This window comes from Paenibacillus sp. A3M_27_13, from assembly GCF_024213315.1.
Taxonomy (GTDB): Bacteria; Bacillota; Bacilli; order Paenibacillales; family Paenibacillaceae; genus Paenibacillus; species Paenibacillus polymyxa_B.
In genome coordinates this window covers 204,259-220,039 of record NZ_JANAVE010000008.1, presented here as the reverse complement: position 1 = coordinate 220,039, position 15,781 = coordinate 204,259, and the positions used below count along the sequence as shown (strand labels likewise).

Sequence of the window (15,781 nt, the reverse complement as noted above, 5' to 3'; positions counted from 1 at the left end):
CGGCTCACCACTTTGCTACAAGTTTAGTTTGTTACTTAAAAGTTGGGATAGGTTCTGAAACTCATCGATTGACATTTTGTCATAGAGGAAATCAGTTGGACTTTGTTCCGTTACTTGTTTGCTGCAGCAATGGTCGATTAGATTCGTCAAATGTTTTTGGAATAAAAACAATATTTTTTCAATGGTTTGTTGCTCGTATTCTTGCTTGTTGTAGTTGCATGTAATAATTAATTGCTCGCTCTCATTAATAATGCAGTTGATATCTAACGGTACGGATCTTTCTATGAAGGGACTAGCCTCTTCCCCAGAGGAAAACTTAGAAAGTGTAAATACATTTGTATTTAGTTCCGTATCAAAACGCCCCATATAATTAAAGGCAATCTCAGGAGCAGCCTGAAATGCAGCCACACCAGACTCATTCACTCGAGCATAGTTCAATGCCCCATACCCAAAGCCCTTGTTTGGTATCCTTCTAAGGCTATCTTTAATGTTCTTAATCTGATATGAAAGATCATGAGCGTCGTCCATTTCTAGTAAAAATGGATACACTGTTGTGAACCAGCCAACGGTTCTGGAAATGTTCATTTCCTGAAATACCTCTTCTCGCCCGTGGCCTTCAAGATAGATCAATACTCGAGACTGCTGTGTCCATTCTTTGATACTTAACCCAAGAGCCGTGAGCAAAATGTCATTAATTTCAGTATTGTACGCCTGGTGCACCTGTCTTAATAATTTGCTAGTACTCTCATCATCAAGTGAGACACTTACATTTTCACTATCACGCAACATATTAGTTTCATAGGAGCTGTCTTTAGGCAACGGTCCAGACTGGATTTGCTCCAGCTGTGTCCAGTATTCCAGTTCCTGCTCCAGCTCATGACTTGCTGCATATTGGCTTATTTCTTGTGCCCAAGAGCGGTACGAATCCGTTTTGTCTGGCAAGAAGAGTGCTGTTCCTTGCTGATATTGCTGATAAAGGGACGCAAAATCTTGTAAAATAATTCTCCACGAAACCCCATCAACTACCAGGTGATGAACCGCGATGAGCAGGTGATCTCCCTCAGCAGTTCGGAATAATCCAAGCTTCATTAAAGGACCGGTTGTGAGATCGAAACTACTTTGAATAGCCGTTGCTTCTTGCTCAATCCATGCTTCTGCCGGTAAACCATCAGGAAGTGATTTTACCGTCAAGGATATTGGTTGATTGTTTAGTCCTTCATTGTATTGAACGATGCGATCTTCTCTCAGACAGAATGTCATTCTTAAGGCATCATGATGCTTAATGATGCAGTTAAATGCAGCCACAACCCCTTGCTCATTAAAACCGTCTTCAGAAAATAGCATGACGGACTGATTAAAATGCTGAGGACTTGTCTTCTGTAGATGAAAGAATCGCTGCTGTATTGGCGATAAAGGCAACTCTCCCTCAATAGCTTCCTGACTAATCTTCCGACGTATCACCTTAACAAATGGGCTCAATTGTCTAATCTGAGGGTACAAAAATAATTCTTTGATGCTTAACTTGTAGCCATGCGTGTTCAAACGCGAAACGATTTGCAGACCCTTAATAGAGTCTCCTCCCAAATCAAAGAAGTTTTGAGTGGCACTCACGCCTGTTACGGCAAGCACTTCCTCCCATATTTGGGCCAGCAATATTTCAGTCTCACCTGTTGGTTCCACATACTCCACTTCTAAGGCACCGCTCCAGTCAGGCTCAGGTAATGCTTTACGATTAATCTTTCCGCCAGCTGTAATGGGGATCATGTCAAGCGGAACATACACCGGAGGTATCATGTAATCAGGAAGCTCCTTAGCTAACTGCATTTTGATACGATCCGTATCTAATGGGTTAGCTGATACCACATACGCGCATAAATAAGAACTCCCCTTATTTTCTTTGACCATCACAACGGTTTCCTGAATATCTTCTATGCCTAAAAGATGATATTCAATTTCACTGAGTTCAATCCTGTACCCTCGAATTTTGACCTGAAAATCGGATCTCCCCAGGAATGCAATATTACCGTCAGGCAAGTATTTAGCTAAATCTCCCGTTTTATAGAGCTTTTCATAGCCAGGCACTGAATAAGGATTATCTATAAAGCTGGCCTTCGTTTTTATCGGATCATTCAAATATCCAATCCCAAGAGGTGTACCTGCAATATACATTTCTCCTACGATTCCTACGGGAACCCTCTTTAGCCCAGAGTCCAATATATAAATCTTGGTATTCGCAATTGGCTTTCCGATAGGAATTCTGTCTTCATCTCCTGTCACTTGATAAGCAACACAGCCTATACTTGCCTCCGTTGGACCATACAAGTTCGTGATTTGAACATGAGGAAAAATGGTTAAAAACGTATGGACTGTCGATGGCGTAATCTCTTCACCACCAAGAATAACTTGTTGAAGAGAATCCAATTGCTTAGTTCGATCTGAATTTTGATCCAACTGGTTGACAATAGCATTAAATACGGATGGAACGAAGTCCGTAAAAGAAATACGTTCTTGTTCAATGATATTTGTCATGTACGTAGCGTCCACCGTCATGCCTGTTTCCGGCAAAACAGTTGTTCCACCGTTCATTAAAGGCCAAAACAATTGCCAAACTGCGCTGTCGTATACATGATGAGTCGTCTGGAGAACACTTTGTGCAGCCGATGTTCCAAAATAGTCGTTCATCCATAGAAAACGGTTGGTTATTCCTTTATGAGCAGCTATAACCCCTTTGGGTTTGCCGGTTGAACCAGAAGTGAAGATTACATAGATTGGAGATTCCATATCTACATCTATAGCTGAGTTACTACCAGCGTTACTCCTCTTTTCGACTACAGAGCAATCTATAACTAGGTACTCTTCAGCATTAATCTCTGAACTAATAGGTGTACTTGGATTGACCAATATAATAGAACTTCCCAAATCCTGCAGAGCACTCTGTAAGCGGTCAGTAGGCCACTCCGTATCAAGAGGCGAAAAAGCAGCCCCAGTTTTCATAATAGCCAGTATGGACACTACCAGTTCCAGGCTCCGTTCCATGAGTATAGGTACATAACTTCCAAATCCAATTCCTTTAGCCAGCAAATCGCTTGCTATCACGTTCGCCTGATCATTTAATTCCTTGTAGGTCAGCACCCGATCTTGATAGATAACGGCTTTAGCATCCGGTCTTCTGCCAACCTGCTCCTCGAAATAATGATGAATCGGTCTCGGCTGTGGATAGGCTATATAAGTGTTGTTATACCGCTCCTCTATAGTAGCCGCTTCTGTTACGCTTAAAAGATTAATATCAGTCAATGCAATATCAACGTTTTGGACTACTTCCTCCAATACATTTAGGTAATGCTCAACGAGAAGCTCGATTGTTTCTTTTTTATATAGTTTTGTACTGTACTCAAATTCTAGACGAACCCTCTCAGCCTTCTGTTCGGCATTCAGTACAAGATCAAATTTGGAAATACCCGTTTTGAACGGATATAGCTCGAAATTAAGGTTATCGGCTTGCCACTGCTGTGCATCCGTGTTCATAAAGGAGAACATAGTGTCAAATAACGGATTTCGGCTCAAGTCTCTCTTTATGGACAGCTTATCGACCAGTTCGGCAAATGAATACGATTGATTTTGCAGTGCTTGTAGCGTATTTTCTTTTACTTCGTTCAAAAAGGTTTTGAAGCTCTTATGACTAGTCGGATTGTTTCGAATAGCCAGTGTATTGACGAATAACCCTACGATCCCGTTTGTATCTGCATGCGTTCGTCCAGACGTTGGAATTCCGATCACGATATCTTCCTGTCCAGCATATTTGCCCAACAGTACATTATAGGCCGCAAATAGCAGCATAAAGAGAGTGCTATCCGTTTGAACACAAATGAAGTTCAACTGTTTTATAAGCTTTTCGGACAGTTCGACTTTCACCATATCACCAACAAAACTCTGCAATTGTGGCCGCTGATAATCTGTAGGCAGATCTAGAACGGGAAGTTCTCCTTTGTATTGCTCAAGCCAATATTGTTCCTGCTTTGCCTGAATTTCTGTATTCGATTTGAGCCAAGTAGAGTAATCTTTGTATTGAAGCGGTAAAACGGGAAGTTCTTCTCCCTTGTACAGCTTGTTCCATTCGTCAATAATGGTGTCGATAGAAGTTCCGTCGGCTATCAAATGGTGCATATCAATTAGAAGTATAAATTTATCCCGATCCATTTGAAGAAGCTCCGCCCGAAATAGAGGTGCTTTACTAACATCAAAAGGTCGTATGAAATTACGAATCAGTGCATCTATACCCTTTGTAGTGATATCACCAGCAGCCTGGGCAAAGCCAAGTTCAAAGTTTACCTTATGTTGTACAAATTGCACCGCTCTATCATCCACGTATCCGAACGAGGTCCGAAATGCTTCATGCCGGGCTAATAATTGTTTAAAGGTACGCTCCACTCTTCCTTGGTCTACAGGACCTTCAATCAGCAATGCTGCCGACATGTTGTAAGCTACACCCGTCTCATCCAACGGTAGAACGGCCAACAATCTGGATTGTGCTGGAGAAACCTCATAATAAGCTTCCTCAGTCACTGCCTCAATTCGTCGATAATCTGTTGGTTTGGCAGCAAGTATCCTCTTGGAGAGTGCTTCAATTGTTGGTGCCCCAAAAATATCTTGCGTCGAAATCTCTATATGAAAGACCTCGTTGATTTTAGCGGTCAACAGGGTGGCCTTCATCGAGTGCCCACCTATTTCAAAAAAATGGTCGTGTATACCAATCGGCGATATCTCCAGCAGATCCTGCCAAATATCGATCAAGAGCTGCTCCGTTTCATTATTTGGGCCAACGTGCTGTAATTCTTTGCTAAAATGACCACCCGGTTCAGGTAATGCACTTTTACTAACTTTGCCGTTTGCTGTCAGCGGCATCGCATCCAACAAGAGTACATGTGCTGGTACCATATAATGAGGCAGGCTTGACGACAGATAGTCTTTCAAAGCATCTACTGTAACCGACTCCCGCAAAACTGCATAAGCACATAAATACGGATTGTCATCTGTTCCTTTAATCACTACAGCTGCTTCTTTTACCGCTCTATGAGCCAACAATGTGCTTTCAATTTCACCTGGCTCAATCCGGTAGCCTCTGATTTTAACTTGTTGATCCGCTCGGCCAAGATACTCTAGCGTTCCGTCAGGTAACCATCTCGCCAAATCTCCTGTTCTGTATAGCTTCATATTGTCCAAATAAGGGTGCGGGATAAATTTCTGCGCCGTAAGCTCAGGACGATTATGATATTCTCTTGCAATTCCTTTACCCCAAACACACAATTCTCCTGGGAGTCCTATTGGCCGCAACTGTAAGTATTGATCAAGAATAAGAACACCCGTATTAGGAATTGGCTTTCCAATACACCCCACTTCTTCAGGCCCCATATCTCTTAGCATCGTTGTAACTACACTATTTTCTGTCGGGCCATACTCATTGAACAATTGAATGCCAGGATGTTTGGCTTGGCTGGCTTCTACCAACCGTTTCGTTGCTTTCTCGCCGCCTAACGTTACGACTTTAAGAGACTTGGCTTCATCTGAAGTCAGACCCTCTATAACCGACAAGTACATGGAAGGAGTACACACGAGATGTGTAATATGAGTTGATATAATTAAGGCCTTCAGAGCCGATAATTCACTCAGTTCCTCATTCGTAGGCAGCACTACTGTACTTCCAGACAGCAGCGGAGTAAAAAAGGCACCCACAAAAGCATCAAATGAGCTAGACAGCAATGGCAGGATACGGTCTGCTGCTTCTAGTGCATATTCATTTATTCTCCAAGATAACGTATTTAATATCGCTCGATGCTCAATACAAACTCCTTTAGGAGTACCGGTTGAGCCCGATGTATAGATCACATATGCCAAATGACTTGAATCCGATTCCCACTTTGAAGACAACTTGCTTTCTGTTTTATACCACTCATCATCGTCCATATTTAGGACTAAACCTTCATAAGTAGTAGCATTGTAGTTAGATGAGTCATTCAACAACAGGAGAGCAGCCCCGCTATCCTCAAGCATAAAGTGAATTCGTTCTTCTGGATAAGAACTGTCAATTGGAAGATAGGCGCCACCGGCTTTTAAAATAGCCAACATACCCACTGCCAAATCTAATGAACGGCCCACCATTAAGCCGACTACTGTTTCTACTCCTACTCCCCGCTTCATTAATGCCCTCGCCAGCTGATTTGACTTCTCGTTCAGCTCTTTATAAGTAATTCCATGTCCCTGATGAATAACAGCCACATGATCAGGATTTTTGAGGGCTTGCTCTTCGAATTGCAAGTGCAGCGTCCCTGTTTTCTCCATCACAGATGAAGAGGGCAGATCGAAGGTATTAAAGCCATGTATTAGCTTCAACTTCTCTTCCTCAGGTAACCACTCCAACTTTGCAATCTCGCTCCAAGGTTGTTCTAAAATAGAACGTAATATTTGTATATAAAGGCTAGCAAGGCGGTCAATCGTTTCTGATCGGAACAATTGGGTACAATAGTTGAAACGTAAGGCTAGGCCCTCCTGCCATTCGTCAGCGCTTAAGACCAAATCGAATTGCGAAATCCCTGGATTGAATTCACTTGGATGAAATTTTACTCCATTCGCTTCAAGAGAACTCATCTCAAAATTCTGCATGACAAACATCGTATCAAACAAAGGGTTTCGTCCTTGGTCACGACGGATATCCAGTCTCTCAATCAATGCCTCAAAAGGATAGTCCTGATAATCCATAGCTCGCAGAGTCGTTTCCTTGACCTCTTGCAAAAACGAATGAAAACTCCGCTGAGGAGACGGACGATTCCGCAAAGCTAACGTGTTGACAAACATTCCGATCATTGTTTCCGTGTCCGGATGCTGACGCCCTGCCACCGCCGTTCCTACAATAATATCTTCCTGACCCGTATACTTCGCGAGCAGTATATTATAAGCCGAAAGCAGGATCATAAAAGCCGTAGTCCCTGTATTTTTGGCAAGTTTTTTTAATTCTTCTGTCATTGTCGGAGTGATGCTATACGACAACACAGCCCCTTCATAACTTTGATGTAATGGTCTAGGGAAGTCCGTAGGCATTGCCAGTATAGGTAATTCTCCGTTCAAAACATTTTTCCAATAGTGTTCCTGTTCAAACAAACGGTTGCTAGTATATTGTTCCTTTTGCCAGACGACAAAATCTTTATATTGGATTTGTATTGGAGCTAATATTTCACTCCGATACAGTTGCACGAGTTCATTGAGGAAAATGGATAACGAAAGCCCATCTGCAATACTGTGATGCATATCCATAACCAACATATGTTTATTAGCTGCAAAGCGAAACAATTCTGCTCGGAAGAGTGGCCATTGGCGCAGATCAAACGGACGGACAAACAAGCGGCTCATCTCGTTTGCATCTTTCTCCAGTATTTCTGTGACTTTGATTTCAAAAGCCGACTCTTCATGAATCACTTGTACAATTTCGCCATCCACTATATTAAAAGAAGTACGAAGTGATTCATGACGCCGAATCAAATCCAAGCAGACCTTCTGAAGACGGGGAATATCTAGCTCCCCATCAATATGCACCTGACCCGTAATATTGTATGCTGTACCAATCCCCATATCCTGTAAGACAAACATACGTCTTTGAGCATCAGATATTGCATAATGCGTACATTCTTCAAGCTTTTTAATAGAAACGACTGTTCCTTGTTTTGCCTCTTCGATCACTTTGGCCAAAGCCGAAACTGTCTGTGAATGAAAAAATACATTCAAGGGGATTCGTTTGCCAAACTCTTGATGAACTCTAGCAAGCAAGAGAGTCGCCTTTAACGAATCTCCTCCTAGATCAAAGAAATTGTCATCGGACCTAACACGATTTAATCCCAGCACCGTTTCCCAAATTCCCCCTACTCTTCTCTCCGTGGTACTAACTGCCTCAACAGGTTCTTTGCTAACAACTTGTTTCATAGTAGAAAGTTGCGACAAGTCTACATATCCCTTCGAATTCAAGGGCATTTGTTCAAGCTTAATGATCTGTTGAGGTACCCATTGTTCTTGCAAATTATTTCGCAATTGTTTGCGAAGGATATCCTCTATTCCATCATTAAGGCTCGTAATGTAAGCAATCAAATGTGTGTCTGCCGTGCTCTCTGTACTCTGTGCTATAACTTGGCACTCGCTAATTTGCGGAATAGAAGTAATAAATTGTTCAAGTTGTCCAGTATATATGGCATGTCCTTTTATATATGTTCGTTTCTGAACAGGTCCCAATGATCTTAATTCACCGCCTGCGGTTCGCAAAGCCAAAATTCCTGTTGGTAAATATGCTAAATCTTCGTAAGGAGATCCGTTTTTCTCTACTACATGTAATTCCCCGACAGTCCCCACAGGTGCAGGTTGCAGATAATTATCAAGTAAATAAATAGCTCCTGCTGAACCGTCATCCGTGATGCCGCTTAATTCGATATCCACATAGCCTCTGTAATTTTTAGACCCATACCTCAGTTCATCCTGATTTAAGAGGGAGATATCTACAAATTCCCGTTCCTGCCCATCAGCAACCGTATTCAGTATGTGTAAAAAGTACTCTGCCCAAATCTGTATTGTTTCCGGTGCGGTCAAGCTAGCTTTAATATCAAAATCAAACCAAAGCTCCCCCTCCACCTCCATCACGTTGAGAAACATGTCATATTTGGAATACAGGATCGGTGTCGGTATCAATTCAACATCCAGTCCATGAAAATGAAAATTCTGCATCGGTCGATCCATATTGAAGATGACATTCATCTCAGGAATCAGTATGTTCTCAAAGCGCTCAATCAGATCAGCAAAAGAGTAGTTTTGAAGCGGTTCGACTTCCTGCATTACTCGCTTAACTTGTGCCATATACTTAAATAATGATTCTTTGCTGGTAATATGGCTCACAATCGGCAGCATATTAACACAGTTTCCGATCAAATTAATTTGTTCCATCCTAGACTGTCCAGAGGTAGGAATGCCCACTACTATCGTTTTGTTTCCAGTTAAGCGATGCAGAAACACCTTATATGCAGTCAGCAGTGTGACAAACAAGCTGTTACCCGCTTTAATGCTAAGCTTTTTCAACTTTCTCGCCAGCGTACTGTCTGCCCGAATATTTATTCTTCTTCCTCTATACGATGTTTTCTTCATGCCACCGTCCTCAGACGGAATGTCCATGGCGACAGGGACGGAATCCAATGTCCGTGTCCAGTAAGAAACTGCCTCACTCACTCCCGTATGTTCCAGCTCCAACTGTTTCCACGCTTGAAAATCTCTGAATTTTGGCGGTACAGGCAACGTGACTATATTTTCGCCTTTGCAGAAAGAAGTGTAGACTTGCTCCCATTCACGGATAAACACTGCCATTGACCAACCATCAGCAATAATATGATGAAATGTGAACACCACAATATGTTCATCCGGTTTTAATCGTAAAATGTGAGTTCGGAACAGCGGTTCTTTGGACGTCAAATCAAACGCCCTTTTCCCCTCTTCCTCAAACCATTGCTTGACCTTTTCTTCATGCTCTGATGGAGGAGATCCTGAGAAATCACTCAGTGAGATGACCACATTCACGTTGTCAAGAACATGCTGTTCTTCACCATCGAGATCAATAACCGTCCGTAGCGACTCATGCCGATTCACAATTGCTTGAACTGAACGTTTTACAGTATCAAGCTGCAGTTGACCTTGCATACGCAATGCTGCTATTTCATTGAAGGCAGTGGAGGAATCACTTCTGGATTGCGTAGCAAACCAAATTTGCTGCTGCTCCTTTGTTAAAGGGAACGATGAAGATTCGATGGGAACCACATCATTTTTTCGGTTCCCCTCTCCATCCGGTGATGGAGGATTGTCAGGTAAAAATCCCCCTCTTCTCAATTCCTCCACGCTTTCCTTTACAGCCTGTGTAATTTGTTGAAGATCCTCATCTGTATGAGAAGTCGATAAAAAGCAATTACGACCTTCCCATACATAAATCCCCTTGTTAATCAACAGATGGAAAAAGAGCTCAATGTCGCCAAACGAGACGAACCGGAATAATGAACCATAGTTAACCATGTGAATAGGCACATTATTTTGTTTAAAATAAGTATTCAATTCTGTTACCCAGTCGTCGGTTCTTTGGTTCAGTTGCTCCTGAAGATTCGGACCTTCAGACTTCAAATATTTCAAAGTGGCTAGAGCCGTGTGCATGGTCAGCGGATGTGTACAGAAAGTACCACCTACAAATGTTTTAATATTCGTATTCACCGGATATGAGTCATCTCCGAACGACCATACACCTCCATCCACTGTGTTCATAAACTCTGAGCTTCCGGCGACAATGCCAATAGGCATACCCCCACCTGCCACTTTTCCGTAAGTAACTAGATCAGCTTTAATTCCAAACCAGGCTTGAGCACCTCCTGGATGAATTCTAAATCCTGTGATTACCTCATCAAAAATGAGCGCCGTTCCCGAATTTGCTGTAATCTCGCGAACTTGCTCCAAGAACTTCCTTGGTTGCAAATCTGGTCTTCGACTCTGTACAGGCTCCACCAATACAGCAGCAAGCTCATGTGCATAATATTTGATAGCTTTTATAGAATCTGGGTGATTATAAGGGAGTACAATTACATCCTCCATCATGCTCGAGGGAATTCCCGGAGCCATGGGTAATGCCTCTCCCCCGCTTGAATTCGGATCAGACACGGCAAGTACACCATCAAACGTTCCATGGTAAGAACCAGCAAACAGCACTATTTTGGAGCGTCCTGTAGCTGCTCTAGCCAGACGTAAAGCGACCATAACAGCTTCAGACCCAGAATTATAAAATGCAACCCGCTCTACACCCGTCAACTCGCTAATCAAGGCAGCAACCTCACCTGCTGTATTCGACATAGGACCGATCGAAGGTGTACGTTGATGCAAATTGCTTCGCATAGTATCGGTTAACCAATCTGGATTATGACCCAGTAAATGGACCCCGAAGCCCATAGTTAAATCAATGTATTCGTTCCCATCCACATCCCATATCCTTGAACCCGAAGCGCTCTCTGAAATGATAGGGTAGACGATTTCTTTCCAATAGGACCGGAATCCAGACACATGACGGTTATTAGCGTGAACCAGCCGACTTTCCTGTGTGTACTTCTTGGATCCGAGGGTTCGTTGAGTATATTGTTTAATAAAACGCTGTAAGAAATCATTTTGCCGCACACTATATCCACTTTCCTCACCGATCAGTAGTGGTTGATAGGGTACAAATGGTTTGGAATGTTCAGCAGTTTTATCCACTTTAATTGTAGTAGTTACAGGCACGTCAGTTGCCACAGAATGACGAGATGAACTCTGAGCACTGACTGTTTCTTTGCTTGTTAATGGTGCTGCCTGAATAGTTCTTCCTTGACCACCACTGAGCATCTCCAGTTGCTTTGTCAACACTTGAGTAAGTCCAAGCTGTTGGCTGTTCAGTAATTCAATTTGTTGAGAGAGTAACTTTTCCAAGCCAGCAAACTTGGGTGAAGACTCTGTAGCAACCGTATTTTCCGGATTTACTTCTGTCCAATCATCGACCGCACTTAAAGCATTGGCTGCCGTAACCGATTGTGTGGTATACGTCGAATCTGAAATAAACGTTGTTAGATGATCCAAATTTGTAACACTTTCAAAGAAATGATTCATTGGAACATCCACATTAAATTGTTCTCTTATTTCTTTTTGAACTTGAACTAACATAATAGAATCCAAGCCCATTTCGAGAAAATGCATCTGCTCATCCAGTTGTTCCACAGTAAAACCAGAAACTTTACTGATTACATCTTTTAATACTTTCGAAATCTTCGCAGTGTAATCTATCTGATCTGTAGCTTGCAGCTCGTTTGGATACGCGGACTCCATACTTCTCTCCTCCCTGTCTTCCTTACTTATCTGCTCTACTTTTGAAGTAAACCAGCACCGATTTCGTTCAAATGGGTATAAAGGCAGTGCCAGGATTCTTTTAGTATTATCCGCATAAAGGGCTTGCCACGGGATAGCCATACCTTTGACGTACAATTCACCCAATTGGCGCAAAGCGTGAATATCTGTATGTGCACTTGCTCTAATAGCTGTCATCAATCGAGCTACCGTTTCATCTTTTTCCTGTTTATGATCAACGCTCTGTTTATAAGCACCTGTATACATATCAGGTACATTCTCTTGTTTATTCCCCGAAGTCCATCGCTCCAACTTGTGTAGCAAATCCTCTGGACTTGAAGTGATAACTGCTAATTTATGCTCCATATGAGCTCTGCCGATATGAGTTGTATAGCACATTTGCTCTAAGGAAACCGCTGGATTTTGGCGTAAATAGTCAACATATTCCTCGACCAAATGATGTAGTCTTCTCTCATTTTTCGCAGAGACAGTAAAAAGATGAACACAATCTGATGTGTTTACAGAATCATTATCTATTCGCGTTTCTATAAACTCTTCCATAACAACATGAGCATTTGTTCCACTAAAACCAAAAGAACTTACTCCGCAACGAAGTGGGGCATCATTTGAATTCAAATCCGCTACTTCTGTCGTCAAATAAAACGGCGACAATTCGAAATTAATACGGGAACTAGGTTTCTTAAAATGAACCAACGGAGGAATCTTCCTAGTTTGCAGCATCAAAACTGCTTTAATAAGACTGGATACTCCTGCTGCTTCAAATAAGTGGCCAATATTAGGCTTGACGGAACCGATTGCACAAAACTGTTTTTTATCCGTATATTTTTCAAAGGCTTGTGTCAATCCTGCGATCTCAATTGGGTCCCCCAGTTTAGTTCCAGTGCCATGAGCCTCTATAAATGATAGGGTTTCCGGATGAATACCCGCATCATTCCAAGCCGCCTCCACCACTTCTGCCTGTGCGGAAGGACTAGGCGCAGTAATGCCTACCGTGGTACCATCCTGATTCACAGCGCTTCCTTTAATCACTGCATAAATACGATCTCCGTCTTGCAATGCTTGATCGAGAGGCTTTAACAGAACCGCTGCAACCCCTTCTCCAACACCTGTTCCGTCCGCCCCTGCATCAAATGTACGAGCTCTGTTATTTGGCGATTCCATATCCAGTCCTAACTTCACTGGTAATAGCATAGTTCGGATGCCTCCGGCTATCGCCATTTTGCAATCCCCCGTCGCTAAACCCTTACAAGCCATATGAATCGCGACAAGTGAGGAGGAGCACGCCGTATCCACAGTTACTGCTGGACCTTTCAAATTAAGAAAGTAAGAAATGCGGCTTGCCAGCACTGATGGTAAATTCCCGACAATATACTGGTGAAATTTTTCCGGTTCTCCTTTAGAGAGCATCCTCTCATAATCGTAGCCCACTTTTGAGAATCCAACATATACCCCTACTTTTTTTCCATGAATCCGATCCCCTGCATAGCCCCCATCTTCAAGTGCATGCCACGCGGTCTGAAGGAATAATCTTTGGTTAGGGTCCATATAGCTAGCTTCCACAGGACTCAGCTTGAAGAACGAATAATCAAACTTATCAATATCTTCTAGGAAACCTCCTTCTATAAATTCCTTTTCTCCCTTCCTTTGATCCACAACCGATAAATAATTTATTGCGTCTTGCTTGCGTTGAGAGCCTAAGTTTCCAATACAATCATCGCCTTGAACAATATGATTCCAAAACTGTGAAACAGATGAAGATCCAGGTAAATCCAGAGAAAGCCCAATAATAGCAACGTCCTTGCTATTATTGTGATCAGTATCGCCCGTAGGGATACGATTCTGGTGAGAATCGGTTGGTCTCGCTAAAAACTCTGCCAAGTGGGCTATAGAGGGATAATCAAACAAATCCGTAACCGCAAGCTTAACTCCCAACTGATTCTCAATTTTCTCTGTAATCTGCACCAATTGTAAGGAATTAGAACCTAAATCAAAATAACTTTCTCTCGTATCAACCTCTTCCCTATGTAATACCTCGCAGCAAATATCGTGAAGTACTTTTTCGATCTCAAACGAAAGTTTGGGTAATTTTTGATTTTTGATTTCTTGCTCCATAATCTCCTTTAGAGCTAATGAAGTCTCCTGATAATGCCCCGTTTCATACTGAGCCGCAAGCTTATACCTCTGCAACTTCCCACTGGTCGTTTTGGGCATTTGCTTAATAGGTATAATATCGTGGACCGTCCATCCTCCATTACGATACAAATGTTTTTTTAATTTAGTCGCAATTGGAGAAAATTTTTCTATCGTCTTTTTGGATACGACAAATACCACAATTTCCTCCGTTTCCATCTCATTTACACGAACTCCACAAGCCGCCACACGATTAAGTTCTACTCCTTCTACTTCCTCAGCGATACGCTCGATGTCATGAGGATAAACGTTCTGGCCATTTACAAATATGATATCCTTTGCTCTCCCTGTCACGACTAATTGACCTTCACGGAAGAAACCCAGATCGCCAGTTCTCACCCATCCGTCTAACGTCAAAAGCCTAGATGTCGCTTCTTCGTTGTTATAGTATCCTTTTGTAACATTTTCACCTTTTATTTGTATGTGCCCAATAACTCGTTCCGCGACTTCCTCATCCTCGTCATTGCATATTCTTATTTCACAATAATCTAACGACTGACCGACTACAACAAATGGCAGAGCATTATGAAAATTCTTGTCCACCTCAAAGACGGACTCTCCAATATTTAAGTGCTTACGATCAACATAAACGGTTATATATTCGGTATGGATTGGCGGGATAGCAACTCCAACCGATGCCTCTGCTAAACCATATGATGTTTGCATAGTCGTTCTTTTTAATCCAAAAGGAGCTAATGTATCAAGGAATGCATCACATAATTCAGGAGAAATAGGTTCAGCACCATTGATGATGGCGCGGATCTTGGATAGATCCCAATTCATGGCTTTTTCGGGTTTGAAAAATTGCATGAAATACTTATACCCGAAGTTTGGAGATGAAATAATGCTAACTTGATGTTCGTTAGCTTTTTTTATCCAAAGTGCCGGCTGACGAATGAACAGCGAAGTTGGCATAATGTACTGGTTCACTCCAGCAACTAATGGAGTAATATGATTGTAAATCAAACCCATATCATGGGTTAGAGGCATCCACTGCAAGAACGAATCTTGCTCTGTGACGACTGTCCTATTTATAATTCCACTTGAGTTATGAATGAGATTGTTATGTGTAAGAGTGACTCCCTTAGGGTCTCCTGTGGAACCGGAAGAAAACTGAATAAATGCTATATCTTCCAGTTGAGGGGTGTGTACCTTTGCAAAGGATTGCTTTGGTTGTTCATGGTTTTCAAGTAATTGATGACGATGGCGGATGGTTTCGAATAGGTTAGCTTGGTTGCTTTTCAAGGTATATTTCTCAAGGTCTTTTAATATTTTGGGTTCGATGAGTAAAAAAGGATCGTTAAGGACATCCCAGATTTTAAAAACTTTCATTTTATGCTCATCATTGTTACCTATGCTGACAGGTACCGGGATCATGCCACCAAGAACACAAGCCCAAAATGCTTTTACAAAATGGCGATTACTTTCTATTTGAAATACAATTTCTTGTCCCTGTTTAACCCCTGCATCCTGAAGATTCTTTAGAAATGCTAGAGCCTCCCAATATAAATCTTTATAAGTAAGCGTTGTTTCGTTTTGATCCGACTCAATAAAGGTAATAAATTTATTGTCACACTTTCCCCGTTCTGTAATAACATCAACCAGTGTTTTGAACCTATTTGTATACATGCTATTCCCCCCGTATATC

1 protein-coding gene is annotated in these 15,781 nt (G+C 42.1%); it reads right to left on the bottom strand.

Going from position 1 to position 15,781, the window contains the following annotated elements; translation table 11 throughout:
• Positions 1–15: 15 nt before the first annotated feature.
• Entirely contained in the window at positions 16–15,762 is a 15,747-nt protein-coding gene (locus NLX82_RS22555; protein ID WP_254349097.1) for a non-ribosomal peptide synthetase, read from the bottom strand.
• Positions 15,763–15,781: the final 19 nt, after the last annotated feature.

What these genes read in the sequence shown, in the direction of transcription:
- NLX82_RS22555 (WP_254349097.1), bottom strand. Translation starts at nt 15,762, where the DNA reads ATGTATACAAATAGGTTCAAAACACTGGTTGATGTTATTACAGAACGG.